General features: G+C 65.3%; 15 protein-coding genes. 9 read left to right on the top strand and 6 right to left on the bottom strand.

The window, feature by feature from the left end; all coding sequences use genetic code 11:
* Positions 1-9 precede the first annotated feature (9 nt).
* The 5 genes from F1609_RS03950 to F1609_RS03930 all read left to right on the top strand — a co-directional run bounded on the left by F1609_RS03950 (position 10) and on the right by F1609_RS03930 (position 5,152).
* Positions 10-1,239 (top strand): glycosyltransferase family 4 protein, encoded by a 1,230-nt coding sequence (locus F1609_RS03950; RefSeq protein WP_167074915.1) that lies wholly within the window; start codon positions 10-12, stop codon positions 1,237-1,239.
* A gap of 271 nt (positions 1,240-1,510) precedes the next feature.
* The gene (locus F1609_RS03945; RefSeq protein WP_167074913.1) at positions 1,511-2,731 is read left to right on the top strand and encodes a DegT/DnrJ/EryC1/StrS family aminotransferase; all 1,221 of its coding nucleotides are present in this window, start codon (positions 1,511-1,513) and stop codon (positions 2,729-2,731) included.
* Complete coding sequence (locus tag F1609_RS03940) at positions 2,728-3,318, top strand: sugar transferase (RefSeq protein ID WP_167074911.1); 591 nt, start codon at positions 2,728-2,730, stop codon at positions 3,316-3,318. Before F1609_RS03945 ends, F1609_RS03940 begins: the two co-directional genes overlap by 4 nt.
* A 10-nt stretch (positions 3,319-3,328) precedes the next feature.
* The gene (locus tag F1609_RS03935) at positions 3,329-3,922 is read left to right on the top strand and encodes a hypothetical protein (protein ID WP_167074909.1); all 594 of its coding nucleotides are present in this window, start codon (positions 3,329-3,331) and stop codon (positions 3,920-3,922) included.
* A gap of 96 nt (positions 3,923-4,018) precedes the next feature.
* A complete protein-coding gene (locus tag F1609_RS03930; protein WP_167074907.1) occupies positions 4,019-5,152 on the top strand; it encodes an acyltransferase family protein in 1,134 nt (377 codons plus the stop codon).
* A 137-nt stretch (positions 5,153-5,289) separates the two neighbouring features.
* Here F1609_RS03930 and F1609_RS03925 read toward each other — a convergent pair whose 3' ends face one another.
* The 4 genes from F1609_RS03925 to F1609_RS03910 form a co-directional block, all read right to left on the bottom strand.
* Positions 5,290-6,003 (bottom strand): class I SAM-dependent methyltransferase, encoded by a 714-nt coding sequence (locus F1609_RS03925; RefSeq protein ID WP_167074905.1) that lies wholly within the window; start codon positions 6,001-6,003, stop codon positions 5,290-5,292.
* A gap of 54 nt (positions 6,004-6,057) precedes the next feature.
* On the bottom strand, positions 6,058-8,367 hold the full coding sequence (locus tag F1609_RS35015; RefSeq protein ID WP_167074904.1) for a right-handed parallel beta-helix repeat-containing protein: 2,310 nt from the start codon (positions 8,365-8,367) through the stop codon (positions 6,058-6,060).
* 238 nt (positions 8,368-8,605) lie between these two features.
* Positions 8,606-10,879 (bottom strand): polysaccharide biosynthesis tyrosine autokinase, encoded by a 2,274-nt coding sequence (locus tag F1609_RS03915; RefSeq protein WP_167074902.1) that lies wholly within the window; start codon positions 10,877-10,879, stop codon positions 8,606-8,608.
* A gap of 21 nt (positions 10,880-10,900) precedes the next feature.
* The gene (locus F1609_RS03910) at positions 10,901-12,010 is read right to left on the bottom strand and encodes a polysaccharide biosynthesis/export family protein (RefSeq protein WP_167075568.1); all 1,110 of its coding nucleotides are present in this window, start codon (positions 12,008-12,010) and stop codon (positions 10,901-10,903) included.
* A 177-nt stretch (positions 12,011-12,187) separates the two neighbouring features.
* Between F1609_RS03910 and F1609_RS03905 the strand changes: the two genes are divergently transcribed.
* From F1609_RS03905 to F1609_RS03895, 3 genes are all read left to right on the top strand, one after another.
* Positions 12,188-14,263, top strand: coding sequence for a hybrid sensor histidine kinase/response regulator (locus F1609_RS03905; protein ID WP_167074900.1), 2,076 nt, complete (start codon positions 12,188-12,190; stop codon positions 14,261-14,263).
* A 123-nt stretch (positions 14,264-14,386) separates the two neighbouring features.
* Positions 14,387-14,842: a glucosaminidase domain-containing protein gene (locus tag F1609_RS03900; RefSeq protein WP_167074898.1), complete on the top strand. Its 456-nt coding sequence runs from the start codon at positions 14,387-14,389 to the stop codon at positions 14,840-14,842.
* On the top strand, positions 14,833-15,279 hold the full coding sequence (locus F1609_RS03895) for a Tgi2PP family T6SS immunity protein (protein ID WP_167074896.1): 447 nt from the start codon (positions 14,833-14,835) through the stop codon (positions 15,277-15,279). The genes F1609_RS03900 and F1609_RS03895 overlap by 10 nt, the downstream gene beginning before the upstream one ends.
* A gap of 232 nt (positions 15,280-15,511) precedes the next feature.
* On the opposite strand, the gene F1609_RS03890 is transcribed toward F1609_RS03895, so the two are convergent.
* Together F1609_RS03890 and F1609_RS03885 are read right to left on the bottom strand one after the other, a co-directional pair.
* Positions 15,512-17,344 carry a TonB family protein gene (locus F1609_RS03890; protein WP_167074894.1) on the bottom strand — a complete coding sequence of 611 codons (1,833 nt, stop codon included), beginning with the start codon at positions 17,342-17,344 and terminating at the stop codon, positions 15,512-15,514.
* A gap of 135 nt (positions 17,345-17,479) precedes the next feature.
* Complete coding sequence (locus F1609_RS03885) at positions 17,480-18,289, bottom strand: EAL domain-containing protein (RefSeq protein WP_167074892.1); 810 nt, start codon at positions 18,287-18,289, stop codon at positions 17,480-17,482.
* Between the two features lie 210 nt (positions 18,290-18,499).
* Here F1609_RS03885 and F1609_RS03880 point away from each other — a divergent pair, with 210 nt between their 5' ends.
* The gene (locus F1609_RS03880) at positions 18,500-19,327 is read left to right on the top strand and encodes a class II glutamine amidotransferase (RefSeq protein WP_167074891.1); all 828 of its coding nucleotides are present in this window, start codon (positions 18,500-18,502) and stop codon (positions 19,325-19,327) included.
* The last annotated feature ends 23 nt before the right edge of the window (positions 19,328-19,350 follow it).

Raw genomic sequence — 19,350 nt, 5'->3', positions numbered from 1 at the left:
GCCTGGACGATGAACATTCTCCTCATCAATCACTACGCCGGCTCGCTCAAGCACGGCATGGAATACCGCCCTTTCTACCTGGCGCGCGAATGGGTGCGCCTCGGGCACCGGGTGCGCATCATCGCCTCGTCGCAATCGCACATCCGGGCCCAGGCCCCGCAACTGCACGGCCAGAACCAGCTCGACGACACCGTCGACGGCGTCGGCTACCGCTGGGTGGCCACGCCGGCCTACCGCGGCAACGGCGCGGCGCGCGTGGCCAACATGCTCGCGTTCGTCACGCACCTGCACCTGCACGCGCGCCGCCTCGCCGCCGAGTTCGCACCAGACGTCGTCATCGCCTCGAGCACCTACCCGCTCGACATCTGGCCGGCGCACCGCATCGCCCGCTTCGCTGGCGCGCGCCTGCTGTTCGAACTGCACGACCTGTGGCCGCTCTCGCCGATCGAGCTGGGCGGCTATTCGCGCTGGCATCCCTTCATCATGCTGCTGCAGGCGGCCGAAAACTACGCCTGCCGCAACGCCTGCGCCATCGTGTCGATTTTGCCCAAGGTGCGCGACCACCTCGAAGCGCACGGCATGGCGCCGCACAAGCTGCACATCGTGCCCAACGGCGCCGACCCGGCCGAATGGCTGGCCGCGCCGCCCGCGCTCGGCGGCATCGCCGGCGCGCGCCTGGCCGCATTGCGCCGCGACGGCAAGTTCATCGTCGGCTACGCCGGCACCCACGGCCTGGCCAACGCGCTCGATACCCTGCTCGACGCCGCCCGCCTCATGGCCGACCAGCGCATCGCCTTCGTGCTGGCCGGCGGCGGGCCCGACAAGCCACGCCTGGTGCAACTGGCCATGCAGCGCGGCCTGCGCAATGTGCATTTCCTGGACCCGGTGCCCAAGCGGGAGGTGCCGGCCCTGCTGGCGTATTTCGACGTGGCCTACATCGGCTGGCAGCGCCAGCGCCTGTACCGCTACGGCATCGCCCCCAACAAGCTGATCGACTACATGATGGCCGGCCGCCCCATCCTGCATTCGGTCGAAGCCGGCAACGACCCGGTCGCCGACGCCGCTTGCGGCCTGACCGTGGCGCCGCAGGACCCGGTCGCGGTGGCACACGGCTTGCTGGCCATGTTCACGCTCGACCGGCAGGAACGCGCCGCCGCCGGCGAACGCGGACGCGCCTACGCCATGGCCAACCTGAGCTACCCGGTGCTGGCGCGGCGCTTCTTGCAGGCGTGCGCATGATGAACGCCGCCTGCTTCCAACAGCCGCCACGTGCTGGCGCATCGACCGCAAGCGCGGGCGCCATGTCAAGGCAAGCGCGCCAGGCGGCGAAGCGGTCCGTGGGCGTGGCGACGGCGGCCATGCAACGCATCGATACAGCGGCGCACCGGGCTGCGGCACGGCGACCTCAAGCGCAAGGCGCTCTTGCAGGCGAGGCCTCACTGTCGGCCGAACAACACATCCGCGTGCGGCGCAGCCGCGCCGCCCCCCCAAAACTCATGGAGCCTTGATCATGCCTGACAACCTGACACCCAAAACGGATGCGGCCGCGCCCGATTCACCTCCGCTTGCACCTCCGCTTACACCTCCCTTTCTGCCGTTTGCCCTGCCCGACATCGGCGATGAAGAAATCGCCGCCGTGGTCGACTGCCTGCGCTCGGGCTGGGTCACCACCGGCCCGCGCACGCGCCAGTTCGAGCACGCCTTCGCCGCCTATCTCGGCGGCAAGGTGGAAGCCATCTCCGTCAACTCCGCCACCGCCGGCCTGCACCTGGCGCTGGAAGCGCTCGGCATCGGCCCCGGCGACGAAGTCATCGTGCCGACCCTCACCTTCACCGCCACTGCCGAGGTGGTGCGTTACCTCGGCGCGCACCCGATCCTGGTGGACGCCGACCCGGATACCCTGAACCTGTCCCTGACCGCCGTCGAGGCCGCCATCGGACCGCGCACCCGCGCCATCATTCCCGTGCACTACGCCGGCCTGGCCTGCGACATGGACGGCATCCTGGCCCTGGCCGCCGCCTACGGCCTGAAAGTCGTGGAAGACGCCGCGCACGCTTTCCCCACCCTGTACAAAGGCCGCCTGGTCGGCACGCTGGCCAGCGACGCCACCGTATTCAGCTTCTATGCCAACAAGACCATGACCACCGGCGAAGGCGGCATGGTGGTCACGCGCGACGCCAGCGTGGCGCGCCGCGTGCGCCTGATGCGCATCCATGGCATCAGCCAGGACGCCTTCGAGCGCTACACCTCGCGCACCCCGGCCTGGTTCTACGACGTGGTCGCGGCCGGCTACAAATACAACCTGACCGACCTGGCCTCCGCCATGGGCATCGAACAGCTGCGCAAGATCGACCGCTTTCTTGTGCGCCGCGAGCAGTTGGCGCACGCCTACAACAGCGGCCTGCAAGGCTTGCCGCTGCGCCTGCCCCCTGCGCCCGCGCCCGGCAGCAGCCATGCCTGGCACCTGTACGTGGTGCGGCTGCACGCCGGCGCCAGGCTGGGCCGCGACGAACTGATCGCGCGCCTGGCCGAGGGCGGCATCGGCACCAGCGTGCACTTCATTCCCCTGCACCGCCATCCATTCTGGCGCGACAGCTGCCGCCTCGGTCCGGAACAGTTCCCGGTGGCCGAGGCCAGCTTTGCCTGCATGCTGTCGCTGCCCCTGTACACCCGCATGAGCGATGCCGACCAGCAGCGCATCATCGATAAGCTGCGCGAGCTGCTGACATGATCAAACGCCTCTTCGACCTGACAGCGGCACTGGCCGGGCTGCTGGTGCTGGCGCCGCTGCTGGCCATCGTCGCCCTCTGCATTCGATTGGACTCGCCAGGGCCGGCTTGGTTCCGTCAACAGCGCATCGGCCGTCACGGCGTGCCGTTCAACATCATCAAGTTCCGCACCATGCGCGTGGACAAGGGCGACGGCGCCCAGCTCACCGTCGGCGCCGATGCGCGCATCACGCGGGTCGGCAGGTTCCTGCGGCACTACAAGATCGACGAGTTGCCGCAGCTGATCAACGTGGTCCAGGGCAGCATGAGCCTGGTTGGACCGCGCCCCGAAGTGCCGCGCTACGTTGCCAGCTATCCACCCGAGGTGCGCAGCATCGTGCTCTCGGTAGCACCCGGCATTACCGACTGGGCCTCGATCTGCTACAAGGACGAGAACGCCATCCTCGGACGCAGCCTCGATCCCGAACGGACCTACCTGGAGACGATCCTGCCCGCCAAGCTCGCCTACAACGTGCGCTATGTGCGCGAGCGCGGTTTCTGGACCGACCTGCGCATCATTTTCAGCACGCTGGCCGCGCTGCTGCGCTGACGAGCCGGCCATGAGCGCGCTGACCTTCCTCCTGCACCTGGGCGACCCGCGCGTGACGATGCCGCTTGGCCTGGCCCTGCTGGCGTGGATGCTGGCGGCGCGCGCATGGCGCCTGGCGCTCTGGTGGGGCCTGCTGCTGGGCGCCGGACTGGCCTTGGTGGGCGTGAGCAAGATCGTCTTTCTCGGCTGGGGCGGCGGCGTGCCGTGGCTCGGCTACAAGGCGCTCAGTGGACACGCGGCCGGTTCAAGCGCCGTGTGGCCGATGCTGTTCTGGATGCTCGCGCATGGCCGCGCCGATGGCTGGCGGGCGCGCGCGCTGCGGATCGGCCTCGGCACGGGCGCACTGATCGGCGCGCTGCTGGTGGCGGCTGACCAGCACAGCGTGGCGGAGGCGCTGGCCGGCTGCCTGCTGGGCGCGGCGGTCTGTCTCGGCAGCATCCGGCTGGGGGCCGCCGGCATGCCCGCCTTGCCACTCAAAGGCCTGCTGCCGGGCATGCTGGCGCTGTGCACGGCGGCCTGGCTGATGAAGTGGGCGCACCTCGGCTACTGGATGATCCGCGCCGCACGCCTGCTTACTGGCAACACCCACGTCTACCCTTTGTAGACCGATAACCTATACATCATGGGAAAACGCATCATGAACCCACATCCGATGCCCAGCATTCGCTTTCTGAGAGAAAGCCAGCTGGGGGAAGACTCCTTGCACTCCCTGCTTATTTCCTTGCTGCGCGGCCTGGCTGCCATCGAGGTGGCCGCCGCCCACTTGCGCGCCGGATTTTTCCCGGGTCTGCGCACGCTTGAAGATCCCGCCTTGTGGTACCAGGCGTTGGCGTTCCTGACCGGTTTTGCGCACCAGGCCGTCGTGGTGTTTTTCCTGATCAGCGGCTGGCTGGTGGGCGGCAGCCTGCTCAACAAGCTGGGTCAGCCGCAGGCCATCAAGATGTATGCGATCGACCGCGTGACGCGCCTGTGGACGGTGCTGCTGCCGACCTTCGTGCTGATCCTGGCGACCGGCATCGTCAGCGGCGTGATCGATCCGCACACGCCCGACTTTTCGCGCACCAACGATTATTCGTTCACGGCGCTGATCGGCAACCTGTTCGGCCTGCAAACCATCGCCGTGCCGGAATTCGGCGCGAACTTCCCGCTCTGGAGCCTGTCCAACGAGACGTGGTACTACGTGATGTTTCCCTTGCTGGTCATGTGCGTGGCGGCGGGGAGCGGCACGCGGCGGGTGCTGGCGGCGCTCGTGCTGCTGCTGATTGGCATGCTGCTGCCGTTCGACATGGTGCTGTACTTCACGATCTGGCTGCTTGGCGCGGCGTTCTCGCGCGTGCGCGTGGAATGCGGCATGCCTTTGCGGGCGCTGCTGCTGGTGGTGCTGGCGATTGCGTCGGTGGTGTTCCGTTTAAAAGGTAGCAATGATGACATGGTGCTTGCCTCGTTTCCGCAAGACCTGTTGCTGAGTGTGCTGTTCCTGCTGTTTTTGTCGAGCACGGTGAATCCCTTGCCGGCGGACCAGCGGTTTATTGCGCCATTGCGGCGCGTGGCGGTGTTCTTCTCGAATTTTTCGTTCACGCTGTACGTGGTGCATATTCCGCTGCTGGGCATCATGGGCTACCTCGGCATGACCTTGTTCGGACGCCGGCAGTTCTCCGCCGACAGCCTGGGCGACCTGGGAATCTACCTGGGCATGCTGGCGATGGTGATGGTATGCGCGTATGGCTTCTATCTGCTGTTCGAAGCGCGCACATACGCGGTGCGGCGCTGGGCCAGGCAATTGTTGATGGGCCGGCCAGACATGGCGCCGCGCTCGGCGCCTGCCAAGCGCTGAACGACGGGCGGCCGCCGCTACCACCAGCGCACCGGCCCCGTCCCACCCGCGCAGGCGGGTGCGATGGTGGTTCTACGGTGGTGGCCGGAGGGGAAAGTGATGGGCGGTCCGAGCGCGCCGGGCGGATCCGGCGCTGCTCAGCCAGGCTTGCGCGCCATATAGATAAAGTGCGAGCGCAACGGCGGCGCGAACGTCACCAGCAGCTCGGACAGGATGCGCGGCGCGCCACCGAGCCGCCGCGCAATGGGCGGCGCCAGCAGCAAGGTGCGGTAGCGGCTCTCCGCCGCCGGCCACATCTTGCGCAACTCGCCACGCGTGACGCGGCGCACGTTCGGATTGCGCGGGTTGTTGTAGCGGAAGTCGAACAGCATGCACCAGCCGCCCGGCGCGGCGCTGCGCCACATGTCTTGCGCCAGCGCCGCCCGCGCATCGGCGCCAAGGATCGATGAAAAGACGGTGTTGGCCACCACCAGGTCGAAGCTGCCCGGTGCGGCAAAGTCGAGGTCGCCCAAGTGCCAGCGGATCCCCGGCGCACTGCGCATGCGCGCCAGCACCAGCCGCTGTTCCTGGTATTCGGTACCCGCCAGCCGGCAGGGATCGGCGCCCCAGTCGACCAGCTGGCGCAGGAAACCGCCCGAGCCGCAGCCGACATCGACCACGCGCAGCTTGCCCAGCTCGGCGCCGAGCGTCTGCGCCAGCAGGCCGCCGGCAACCCGCGAGCGTGCCGCGTCCTGCTCCATCACCTCCGGCCGGTGCCAGGCGTACGCGGCGATCCGCTCCTCCGCCAGCCAGGCGCCGTAAACGGAACGGATGCGTTCCTGTTCGATGCTATGTTCGTCAAGTAAGCCCATGCCATCATCTTAACCAGCATGGCATGGGCTTTCCTTGACACTGCCCACAAGCACTCAATGCTGGTATGCGCCCATGTCATAGCCCGTGGTCGCATTACGCGGCCGATTGTCGAAATCGACGGGCGGGGCATTGGTCGGCGTCCCTTTTCCGATTGCCGGGGAGGTCGGGCGCAGGTGCAGGTCCGGCGTTCCGGTGCGCGTGTAGGAAACGAATTGCGGATCGGCACTCACCGTCCCACTGTGCGTCAGGCCGTTCTTCAGGCTGAAGTTGTAGGTCGGGTTCTGGAATACCAGGTTGTTGGTGTAGCGGTTGCGCGTGCCGGTCTGGCCCTGCTCCGAAATCCCCATCGCGTTGTCATACACGATGTTGTTGGCAACGATGGTGTCGTTGTTCGGGCCGGTGGTGTGATAGTAGTCGCCGCCGCCGACAATGATGCCGGTGTGCGATGCCGTGACCGTATTGTTGGTGATGATCACATTGTTGGCATCGTGCCAGAGGTGGATTCCTCCTTCGGCAACGCGGTACACCACATTATTTTTCACCGTGCCCGAGGTGCTCACGTAAATACCTTGAACGAAGCGGCAGCCCACCGGTCCAATATCATGAACAAGATTGCCGACAACGTCGGATTTGATGCCGCGATAGTAGCTGTCCACGCCCATGGCGGAACCGCCCGCGCTGGTGCACGGGACGTTTTTGGCGATATGGTGCACCCAGTTACCGCGAATCATGTCGTAGGAGCCACCGTTGTAGATGCCGTGCGTCCATTTGGTACCGGCCTGCGAGGCGGTGCCGTCGATATGGAAGCCGATGATGTCGGTATAGTTTCCACGGTTGTCCCATGCGGTGTCGTTCGATGAGCTGGCCGGCGGTACGATTTTCGCTCCCCATTTCGTGCTGGACACATAATAAATGCGGCCAGCCGCAGTGCCGCTGACGGTTGTCTTGAAGCCGCCCGGATACGTGCCTTCCGCCACGTGGATCGTGGTGCTCGGAAAGGCGGCGCGCGAGGCCCGTGCAATCGTCTTGAACGGTGCCGACTTGGTGCCGGCGGCCGTATCGGAGCCATTCGGCGTCACGAAGAAGTTGTAGGTCGTCGCCGGGATGGGCGGCTCCGGCGTTGGCGTTGGCGTCGGCGTTGGCGTGGGCGTGCTACCCGCATGCTGATAGGCGCCGATGTCGAAGCCGGTTTCAGCCGTCCGTGGCTTGCCGTCGAGGTCTGTGGCGGGCGCATCCGCCGGCAGTGCCGCGGCGTTGGCTGGCGAGGTGCTCGCCGGGCGGTAGTCGCCGCCACCGGCGCGCACGTAGTTGACGAACTGCGGTTCGGCCGCCACCGTGCCGACCGGCTGCAAACCGTTGTTCAGCATGAAGGGCGTGCCATTGCCGAAAATCAGATTGTTGCTGTAGCGGTTGTTGAGGCCCGTGGAGCCGACTTCCTGCACGCCGTAGCGGGCGTTATCGTAAAGAATGTTGTTGCTGACCCGCGTGTTGTCATTCGGCACGCTGCCGTTGTAACCACCGTCGCCGCTGACCACGATCCCGGTGGCGGCGTTGAACACCGTGTTGTTGACCACCACGACGTTGGTCGCGTCGTGCCACAAGCGGATGCCGGCGTCGCTGACCGCATACACCAGGTTGTTGTCGACCCGGCTGCCTGCGGTATTGACGTAGATGCCGAGATAGTTGGCGCAGCTGGCCGGCCCGACGTCGTGCACGACGTTCGCGCTGACGTCGTTCGCGCTGCCCTTGTAGTAACTGTCCGAGCCGATGCCGCCGCCGCTGGCGGCGCATGGCACCGTGCGGGCGATGTGATGCACGTGGTTGTTGCGCACCGTGCTGAAGGAGCCGGCGGTGTACAGGCCGGTCAGCCATCTGGTGCCGGCCTGGACGGTGCTGCCGTCGACCTCGAAACCGTCGATCTCCACGTAGCTGCCGCGATTATCCCAGCCCAGCGCAGTGGCGGAATTGGCGGGCGGCACGATCTTTGCACCCCACTTCACTTCCGACACATAGCGGATCCGCGCTTCGGCCGTACCGCTGGCGGTGGTGCGAAAGCCGCCGGCATAGGCGCCCGGCAGCACGCGGATGGTGGTGCCCGGCGTTGCCGCCTGGGCCGCGCGGGCAATGGTCCTGAAGGGCGCCGCCTGCGTGCCCGCATTGGTATCGGCGCCCGAGGGGGACACATACAAGTCGAGCGGCGCGAATGTTCCGTTGTAGGTGACGGCCGCGAACTGCGGCGCCGCTGTCGGATTGCCGCCATTGCTGCTGGTACTGCCACCGCAAGCGGACAGCAACACGGCGATGCCGCCGCAAATGCGCGCGTTAAAGCGGAAATCCGACGCAAAACTGGATAGCTTGTTCATCAAAAGTTCCTCGCTCAATCAAGTAAATGAGCAAGGTTTGATCTATATCAAATGATTAGGTTCATTGTTTACTGAAGTAAATTTACCTGTGTAATCAAATGATCAAAGTCATTTTCTTCAAGGTAACGTCGAATGACAAAAACGCGGCAAGCCCCTGTCGGCCTGCCGCGTTTCAAAGATGAAATTAATTGGAAGAGTGCAAGCGCCGGAGGATGGCGCTCAAGACCATGCCGGTGCCTCACTGCTCCAGCTGCGGCACCTGCGTGTATTTGAACTGATACGCGTAGCTGCCCACGCGCAAGGCCATGTCATTGAACAACACGCCCTGCGGCACGATGCCGGCGTGGTTCAGGCGCTTGATCGACTCGGTGATTTCGACCGCAGTGGTCACCCCGGCCCGCGCCAGGATGAACACCGCCCCGGCATGCGCGCCGATCATCAGCGCATCCGACACCGCCAGGATCGGCGGCGGATCGATCAGCACGATGTCGTAGCGGCTGCCCACCACCTCCAGCAGCTTGGAAAAATCGGGATGCTGCAAGAACTCCGAGCGGTTCGGCGGCAGCGCGCCGGTCGGGATGACATCGAGATTGTCCAGCACGCCGCGATGAATCACCTCGTCGATCGTCTGCGCGCCACCGATCGCCTGGGTCAGGCCGCGCTCGCGGCTGATGCCAAAATAGCGGTGCAGGTGACCGTTGCGCAAATCCGCATCGATCAGCAGCACGCGCTTGCCGCTGGCCGCCAGCACGGCGGCAAAATTTACCGACAAAAACGATTTCCCCATCGCCCTGCCCGGTCCGGCCAGCATCACGATGTTGTTCTTCAGCGAAGGCATGGTGTACATCAATGCCGCGCGAAAACTGCGCAGGCTTTCGATGGCGATGTCTTCCGGCGCCACCTGCGCCAGGATCGGCAGCACGCTGCCACCGCGCGCCTTGCGTTCCAGCTTGTCCTGATGGGTGCTGTGAGGAATGCTGGCGTACACGATGCGCGCCCCGAGGATGGTTTCGATGCGCTGCGGATTGTCGATCCCGCCCACGAAGGCCTTGCGCGCAAACGCCAGCAGCACGCCCAGGAACAGCCCGGTGACCACCGCCAGCGCCACGATCAGCGGCCGGTTCGGTTTGAGCGCGCGTTCGGGCGCCATCGGCGCGTCGATCAGGCGCACATTGCTGACCCGGCCCACCGAAATCAGCCGCAGTTGCTGGGCGGTATTCGAAAGCGCCGTGTACAGGTCGGTATTGACCTTAATCTCCCGCAACAGGCGCGATTCGTCCTGCTCCAGCACGGGCAAGGTGCGGATGCGCCTGGCCACTTCGGCGATCTCGGCCTCGACTTCGCGGCGCTGCTGGTTGATCCCCTGCACGATCGGATGGTTTTCCGTAAAGCGCTGCAGCAACTCGGTCTTCTTCTGCTCCAGTTCCAGGCGCCGGGTCTGCGCCGCGGCCGCCTGTTGCAGGCTGATACGCGCTTCTTCGCGCATATCGATGCTGCCCTTGCTGTTGCGGAAACCGTTGTACTTTTCCTCGGACTCTTCCAGCTGGCGTTTGAGCGCAGGCAACTGCAAATTCAGGAAGGCCAGCGATTTTTCGGCTTCCTCGGTCTTGCGCGCCAGGTTCTGGCGCATGTACTCGCGCCCGATTTCGCCCAGCAGGCTGTTGATGCGCTGCGCATCCGGCCCCTGCAGGCGCACTTCGATGATGCCCGACTGCTTGCCCTGTTCGGTGATCACCAGCGCCGTCTGGATCCGTTCGATCGCGGCCAGGCGCGAGCTGCGCGTGAGGCGGAACTGCGCTCCCGGCAGCGCGCGCAGGCGGTCGACCCGCAGCTCGAACGCGGCCCCGGCCACGCTGGCGCGCAAGGTGGTGCCGACCACGCCTTCGTAGGCCGTCGGCAAGCCGCCGCCGGACAGGTGGTAGCGCCCCTTGCCCTGCGCGGTCAAGGTGAAGGTGCGGTTGTACCAGGCTTCGGGCACCTCGAACAGCGACACCTCCGCCTTTTCCGGCCCCCACACATAGCCGCCCCGGCCAAAAATGCCGGGCTCGGTCAGCTCGTTCGACTTGCGGTTGGCAAACCAGAAGCCGACCACCGGGAAATACTTGGGCCGCACGTCGACAAACAATTGCAGGTTGTCGACCGCGTGCGACACCACCAGGCGCGAGCGCAGCAGTTCCATCTCGGCAATCGCGGCCTTCTTGGTTTCGAACAGGGAGGATACTTCACTGAGGATATTTTTCGACGCGTTCGGACTTTCTTCCTCGACGTGGATCATCAGGTTGGCCTCGTACACCGGGCTGGCGACCAGCGCATAGATGATCGCCAGCATGGTCACCACGGCGGTGACGGCGCCGATCAGCCAGCGGCTGTCGTACAGGATATTCACGTAACCCTGCAAGTCGATCTCGTGCGCCTCCGGCTCGCGCCCGGGCGGCGGCGCCGGCGGTGGCAGGCTGGGCACCGGCAAGGGCCGGGGGGCGGGCATGGGACGCAGGTCGTCGGCATAGTTCATGAGAATGTCCTCGATGCAAATTCAGGGGCGTGTGATCGTCACCGCTTGCGTCAGCGCGCCGGGGAACAGCATGCTCACGCTGCGGTACCAGTTGGCCAGCGGCGAGGCTGCCACATAGATCAGGTCGCGCGGTTCCAGCTCGAACGCCTCGGCCATCGCCAGCGCCCCGGCGCGGCGCGCATCGAGCTGGTAGACGCGGGTGCCCTCGGGCGCGCGGCGCACCACGTATACCTGGCGCGCGTCGCCGCTGAGCGGACTGATGCCCCCCGACTCGCCCAGCGCCTCGTTCAGGGTCAGGCGCCCGTCGTGCATGGTCAGCGCCTTGGGCGTGACCACTTCGCCCGACACGAACACCTTGCTCTCGTCGCGCGAATGGACCCGCACCACGTCGCCATGGGCCAGCAGGATGCTGCCCGGATTGATGCCGCGCGCCACCAAACCGCGCAGGCCGACCTGGTAGCGCGCGTCGCCGCGCTCGAGCACGATGCGGCTCTGGTCGGCGCTGGGCAGCATGCCGCCGGCGCGGTTGAGCGCCTCGACCAGGGTCATCGGAATGTCGTTGATCGACTGCAAGCCCGGCAAGCGCACTTCGCCATCGACATACACGCGCTTGCTGCGGTAAGCCTGCACGCGCAGGGTGACCAGCGGCCTGGTGATGTAGTGCGCCAGGCGCTTGGTGAGCAGCGCGCGCGCCTGTTCCTCGGTCAGGCCGGCCAGCATCAGCGCGCCGGCGAACGGAAACTGCACCCGCCCCTCGTGGTCGACCACGAAGCCGGCCGGCGGCGGCGCGCCCGGACTCTGCGGGTCCACCGCCGTGGACGAGGCGGCAACCCCCTGCCCCGCCAGCTCCGGATGGTCCCACACCACGATCGAGAGAATGTCGCCCGGACCGATCGCGTACGGCGGCGGCTTGCGCACCACCAGCGGCGCCAGGCTCTGGCTGCTGCGCCGGGCGCGCAAGGCCTTTTCGGTATTGATCAATTGCTCTGTGATCAACTCGGTGGGCGGCACCGGGCCGCTGTCCACGGCGGACAGCCTGGCGCCGCCGATGCGGTAGCCGGAGCAGCCGGCCAGCGTGGCCAGCAACAGCAGGGCCGGCAGGGTCTTGGAGAGGTAGGTTGGCGTTTTCATCGTGCTTATCAAAATAAACATTGTCCAGTCCAGAGTAAGTGAGCCCCACCGGCCCGGTCTTGCTCCACATCAAACCCCGTCTGCACGCCTTTTTTTACAGCAGTGGCGACAGGAAAAACCCTTTTCTGGCAAGCTCGTGGTTAAATGCGAGCGACCAACTTTCCGTAAAAAAGAACCATGCCCCAAGTCTTTCCGCCGATCCCTGCCAGCCCCACCGACACCACCGAGCTGGAGGCGATCCACCACGCCGCCGAGGCCCTGCGCGCCAGCGAAGCACGCTACCGCTCGCTGGTGCAGGCGAGCAGCGCCATCCTGTGGCTGGCGTCGGCCGCCGGCCGTCTTGAAGGGGAGCAGTTGAGCTGGAGCGCGTTTACCGGGCAGTCGCAGGAACAGTTCAACGGCTGGGGCTGGCTGGAGGCGATCCATCCGGACGACCGCGAGCGCACCGCCGCCGCCTGGACCGGCGCGCTGGCCGCCAGCAGCATGTACCAGATCGAACACCGGCTGCGCCGCGCCGACGGCCAGCACCGCTATATGAATGCGCGCGCGGTGCCGATTTTCGACGCCGCCGGCGCGGTTACCGAATGGGTCGGCATCCATATCGACATCGATGAACGCAAGCGCGTCGAAGAGCGCCTGCGCCTGCTCGACGCCATGAGCCAGGCCACCCGCAACGCCGACGACCCGAAGACCATCATGGACGTCACCACGCGCATGCTGGGCGAGCACCTGGGCGTCACGCGCTGTCCCTACGCCGATGTCGAAAGCGACAATGACCGCTTCACCATCCGCCACGACTGGACCGCGCCCGGCGCCATCAGCACGGTCGGGGTGTATTCGCTCGACCTGTTCGGCGCGCGCGCCGCCAGCGACATGCGCGAAGGCCGCACCCTGCGCATCTGCGACGTCGACCGCGAACTCGATCAAGCCGACGGCGGCGCCATGTTCAACGCCATCGCTTGCCGTGCCATCATCTGCTGCCCGCTGGTCAAGGAAGGCAAGCTGGTGGCCATGATGGCGGTGCACCAGGACTGTCCGCGCCAATGGACCGATCCCGAAGTGGCGCTGGTCGAACAAGCCGTGGAGCGCTCCTGGGCCCACATCGAACGATTGCGCGCGACCGAGGCGCTGCGCGAAGCGGACCGGCGCAAGACCGAATTTTTGGCGATCCTGGCGCACGAACTGCGCAACCCGCTCGCGCCGATCCGCAATGGCTTGCAGGTGATGCGCATGGCCGAACACGACCAAGCCACGGTGGCGCGCGTGCGCGACATGATGGAGCGCCAGGTGACCCAGATGGTCACCCTGGTCGACGACCTGCTCGACATCGCCCGCATCACGCGCGGCAACCTGGAACTCAAACCGGTGCGGGTCGAGCTGCGCGAACTGATCGCCAGCGCGGTCGAAACCAGCATGCCGCTGATCGACGCCAACCGCCATACCTTGACGCTCGAGGTGGCGTCCGAATCGCTGCTGCTCGACGCCGACCCGACCCGCATCGCCCAGGTGATAGGCAATGTACTCAATAACGCCGCCAAGTACACCCCGGCCGGTGGCCGCATCGACGTGCTGGCCTGGCGCGACGGCGCCCAGGCGGTGCTGTCGATCCGCGACACCGGCATCGGCATCCCGTCCGAATCGGCGCTGACGGTGTTCGAGATGTTTTCGCAGGTGGGCGCCTCGATCGACCGCGCCCAGGGCGGGCTTGGCATCGGCTTGTCGCTGGCGCGCCGGCTGGTCGAACTGCATCGCGGCAGCATTGACCTGGTGCGCGACGCGACGGTCAGCGGCAGCCGCTTCGACATCCGCCTGCCGCTTGCGCCGGATGTGGCAGCGCAGTCGCCCGGCGCCGCCACCCCGCCCGCCAGCGCCGCCGGCGGCCTGCGCGTGCTGGTGGTGGACGACAACGTCGATGCCGCCGACATGCTGTCGGAGCTGATGGACATCATCGGCCACGCCAGCCGCGTTGCCAACGACGGGCCGCGCGCGCTGGTGCTGGCCGAACAGTTCCGGCCCGAGGTGGTGTTCCTCGACATCGGCATGCCCGGCATGAACGGGTACGAGGTGGCGCGCGCGCTGCGCGGCATGACACACCTGGAACCGCTGGTGCTGGTGGCATTGACCGGCTGGGGCGACGACAAGGACCGCGCGCGCAGCAAGGAGGCCGGTTTCGACCATCACCTGATCAAGCCGGCCAACCTGGAGGCGGTCGAACGGCTGCTGACCGAGCTGGTCGAACAGCGAAAAGCTTAGCCGGCTGACACCAGCGGCGCCAACAGCAAGAGGACGTCGCGGCGGGTCCTAAAATGTATAAAATGGTGGGCCGTGTTAGTGATAAAATATCATCTTTAATAAAACAATAACCCGGGCTTAACAATGTCAAATGCGTGCAACGTTCATGTAGCCGTCAGATTCGTTTCCCTATATGAAGATCAAGCAGCTGAGGTAGCTGGCCAACTCGATCTCCCGACAGAAAATATTCTCGGCCTCGCAGCCCATGAGTGTCGACATGGGATTGGGCGGTTTGCGGTTGAGGGCAACAGTTTTTTCTCGATGCGCTCTCCCGCCAGTTACGAAATCGGAACAATGACAGCAAAGGGCGATGCAAAAGTCAAATTAGCGAAGTTCGCATCATTTGAAATGGCAGCGAAGTCCTTTAAGGATCGTTGGGGTGAGGGAGTGCGCGGCAAAAAGGATGCGGGCGAATTCAGCAGAACTCTTGTGACAATCGGTTTTAATACAGGTAAGTCAAGCAACGGCGGGACCGACAACTATGCGAAAATTTTGGAAAACATCATCCGCATGGTCAAAGTGAGGATGCAATGCCGTTAATTTGCCAGCTTAAACCGTTGACCGCTGTTGTCGGTCTGCTGACCTGCTCACTGGCGTTCGCGGTGGAGTTAAATACGAAGAACGTCAAACCTTCCGGCTTGACTGTGGCTCAGGCGGAACAGGTTTTGCGGGTGGTGCTAAAACACGAGGGCTACAAGATGTCCGATCCGCATTTGTGGATTGACGGTCCGAGGCCAGGCAGTCCGCCATTTATTCCGGGATATCACAGCTACGGTTTGGCGTATGTGAACAATACGCAGGGACATTACTCGGTCAACATCTTCACCGGAGATGTCTGGCAAACAGAAAGTTGCACACGCTACATTTTTCCGGCATTGTCGAGAATTCAACGACGTATATCGGAGCGGAGTGGCAAGACACTGCTCAGCGATGAGGAAGCGCGAAGCGAGGTTGGCTGTCCTGCTGATTCCCCCTAAGTTGAATTTACCAAATTCAGGCCTGCCACCAGCACTCCTCAGCCGGAGGCCTGACCCGTATCATCCTTCGCAACGGCAAGCAAGGCAGTGGACTGCGTTAAGGACGCCAGAGTCCAGGGCATGCCTGCTTTCCGGCGCGTATAGAAAATTCCGATAAGCGTCGGGATCGACAATTAGGGCAATCGCGATATCTGGTTGCAACGCTGACTTGCGCGTTTTGAATTCGTTTCGCCTAGCGCACTTCTTCCATCAGCTTCAGATTATCGCCAAACTGCCACACGCGGCGAATGTCGATCACATCGTAGCGCGAGGCGATATTCGGCGGGAACGGTGCGTAGCGCGCATTGACGCGCACGATGCGCAGCACTGCTTCATCCATGTCGGCGCGGCCGCTCGAACGCAGGATCGTCACGTCCTGCACGGTGCCGTCGCTGCGCACCGCCACGTTGACCAGCGCGTGCGTGTGCTCCACGTCGGCCCAGCCACGCGGGTAATTCGCGCTGCCATTGCGTTCGATCTTCTGGCGCCAGCTCTCCACGTACATGCGCAAGGGCAGATCGCGCTCGGCCGCGCCCACGGCCACGCGGCGCTCGTCGCGCATCGGCGGCGGCGGCGTGCCGGAGAGGATATCGAGGCCCTTGACCATCTCGCGCGCGCGGTTCGACAGTTCGCTGCCCAGCAGGTTCTTGGGGATGACGGCCTTGCCACCGGCGCCGCTGCCGGCACCGGCTGCGCTGCCGCCGGCCGGCGTGTTGGCCGCCTGGGTACCGCCGCCTTCGCGCCCGCCTTGCAGCGCGGCCTGGCGGGCCGTTTCGGCGGCTTGCGCGGCCTGGTCGGCCTTTTTCCGGGCGGCCTGCTCGGCCAGTTTTTGCGCAGCCTGTTGTTCGGCAGCCTTCTGCGCGGTCTGCTGTTCGGCCAGTTTCTGCGCAGCCTGCTGTTCGGCCAGTTTCTGCGCCGCTTGCTGCTGGGCCGCGAGCCGTTCGGCGCGTTGACGCTCGGCCTTCGCCTGCTCCGCGCGCAGCTGTTCAGCCTTCTCCTGCTCCAGCTTCTGCTGCTCCACTTTCTGCTGATCGGCGCGTAACTGCTCGGCCTTCTGCAGGTCGGCTTTTTGCTGATCGACTCGTTGCTGATCCACGCGTTGCTGCTCGGCCTTCAGTTGGTCGGACTTCTGCTGCTCAAGCTTGCGTTCAAGCGCCAACTGCTCCGTTTTCTGCTGCTCGGCCTTCACAAGGCTGGCGCGTTCGCGCGCGGCCTCGGCCTCCATCTGCGCCTGTTGCGCCACCCGGGCCTGCTTTTCCAATGAGCGCGCCGTCTCGGCGGCGGCCGCCGCGATCGTGTCCTGCTGCTGGCGTGCCTGCAACTCGGCCAGCTTGCGCGCCTCCTCCTCTTCTTTCTCCCGCTTGCGCTGCGCCGCCAGCTGCTCGGCTTGCTCCTCCTGGCGCCGGGTTTCGGCCTGCTGGGCCGCGCGCGCCGCTTCCGCGACCTCGGCGGCGCTGGTCGCCTCGGTGCCATCGTCGGTGCCGTGCTGGGCCTCCTTGAGATCGATGGTTTTCTGCTCGGCCTCTTCCGGGCGCGGCATTGGTACCGCGAAATCGTTCACCACCGAATCCTGGACCATGACGCGCGAATCCATCGCCAGCGCATCGGTCGCCGGCAGCGGCGGGCTGATGCGTTTAGCCTTGCGCGGCTTGTCCTTCTTGACAGCCAGGCGCGGCGTGACGGGAGTGGGAACCGGCGCCGGCGCCGGTACTGGCGCCGGTACCGGATCAATCAGGCGCATGCCGCCGGCTGGCGCTAAAGGCTTGCCGGGTTCGGGAAGTGGTGATGGCAAAGGCAATGGCGCAACGGGAACAGGCGTATCAAGCGGCGGCGTCGGCTGCTCGGCCACATCGGCCAGGCGGACCTCGATCGGCGTGGCCGAGCCGGGCAAACCGAGTGCCGGAATGCCGAACTGAAGCGACAGAATCAAGCCATGCACCAGCAACGAAACGAGCACTGCGCCAACCAGGCGCCGGTTGCCCTGGCCCGGTGGCGAACGGCGCTGCCCTAGCACGCCAGAACGCATGCGACTATATTCTTACGCCAACCCGCCGCTGATGCCATACCTGCCCCTGCCCGAAATTCGTTAATAGCCCCCGAATTCTAAGCGAAAAGACACTGCGGCTGAGAAATAATGCGTGCCGTGCACACCCCCCCGGGGTCAGGCGGCCAGGGCGGCGTCGCTTACCAGCGCCGCTTGCGGCTGGTCGAGGAAGAAGCCTTGTGCGTACAGCGGCAGGTCGGCCACGACCTCGGGCGAGGCAAGCGCCGGCGCGCTTTCGACGCGCTTGAAGATCAGCCGCACGCCCGCCGCCCTCGCCGCTTCCAGCAGCGCTTCGAGCGAGACGCCGCCCGACAGGTAGCGCGCGTCGAGCTTGATCGCGTGCGGCCGCTGTTCGGCCACCATCGCCTGCGCCTGCGCCACCGAGGCCGCATTCAGCGCCAGCCGGAAGCCGTTGCGCCGGTAGTTGTCGGCCACGTAGTTGAGCAGCCATCCCTGCTGCGGCGTGGTGGCCGGCAGTTGCAGTACGATGCGCCCGACCGGCAAGTCCAGCGCGTCCAGGATGCGCTTGAAGGCGTGCCCGTGATTGCTGCTGACGGCACTGAGCAGGCGGTCGTGCACGTTCAGGTACAGGTCGCTCTGCCCGGCCGCGTCCTGGCGGAAGAAGTTGATCGCGTGCAGCATGCGGCATAGCCGGTCGAGCTCGATCGATTCGTCGTCGCTGGCGGCGTGGTCGAGCAGTTTCCACAGCGACAGGCCGGCATCCCCCGCCGAGGCACTGCGCGCCAGCCCTTCGTAGGCGACGATGCGGCTGCTGCCGAGCGCGCGGATCGGCTGGAAGGCGCTCGTGATGGTGCAGTTGAAATACTTGCCCTGGGCGCGGCCCGCCGAGTCCAGCCACACGCTGCTGGCCGGACGGTCCGGGTCGGACAAATGGGCCAGGTAGGTGTTCAAGGTAGGGAAAGGCATTGCATCTCTCGCTGTAGGGAAAGCGGAAAGTCTAGTCGCGCCGGTCTCAAGGGCGAAGGAATCGTTTCGCCAATTGATATGCGGCCGGCGTATATCGACCCACTGTGCTTATGCGCAAAATGTGTCTATCGAAACGCGAAAACATTCGTTTGCAGACGCGCCGGGCGCGACTACGCTGGAGGCAACAGATGCAACAAGGATGCGACGCCCATGTGTGAATTACTCGGAATGAACAGCAGCAAGCCAGCGGCGCTGAACTTCAGCTTCGCCGGTTTCAGCGAGCGCGGCGGGCGCACCGGCGTGCATCGCGACGGCTGGGGCATCGCCTTCCACGAGCCGTCCGGCTGCCGCCTGATCATCGACCATCGTCCGTCCATCGATTCGCCGCTGGCCCATGCGCTCAAGGACCATCCGGTCAAGGCCAAAAACGTGGTGGCGCATATCCGCAAGGCCACCCAGGGCGAGGTGGCGCCGCAGAACAGCCATCCATTCACCCGCGAGCTGTGGGGCACGACCTGGTCGTTCGCGCATAACGGCGACCTGAGCACGTTCAGGCCGGCGCCCGATCCGCACTTCGCCCCGGCCGGCGAAACCGACAGCGAGCGCGCTTTTTGCTATCTGCTGGCCGGGCTGCGGCGCCGTTTTCCGGTGCAGCCGCCGTCGCGCGCTGCTTTGTTTACCGCGGTGCAAACCATGGCGGCGCTGATCGCGCGTCACGGCAGCTTCAATTTCATCTTGTCGAATGGCGACTTTTTGCTGGCGCATTGCTCTACGCAACTGCACTACGTGGTGCGCGCCTATCCGTTCGCCAGCGCCAGCCTGGTCGATTGCGACGTGCAGATCGATTTTCGCCAGCATAACCACCTGGACGACCAGATCGTCGTCATCGCCACCCTGCCCCTGACCACCGGGGAGCAATGGCACGCTTTCGCGCCGGGCGAACTGAAACTGTTCGCCGGCGGCGCGCCGCAAGCGGTCCACCCCGGTCCCGGCAGCGACAGCGGCAGCAAACCGCTGCGCCTGTTAATGAGTTACTGAAAATGAGTTACTGAAACACCCCC

Origin of the sequence: Massilia aquatica (assembly GCF_011682045.1) — a bacterium.
GTDB lineage: Bacteria > Pseudomonadota > Gammaproteobacteria > Burkholderiales > Burkholderiaceae_D > Telluria_A > Telluria_A aquatica.
This window is presented reverse-complemented; position numbering and strand designations above follow the sequence as displayed.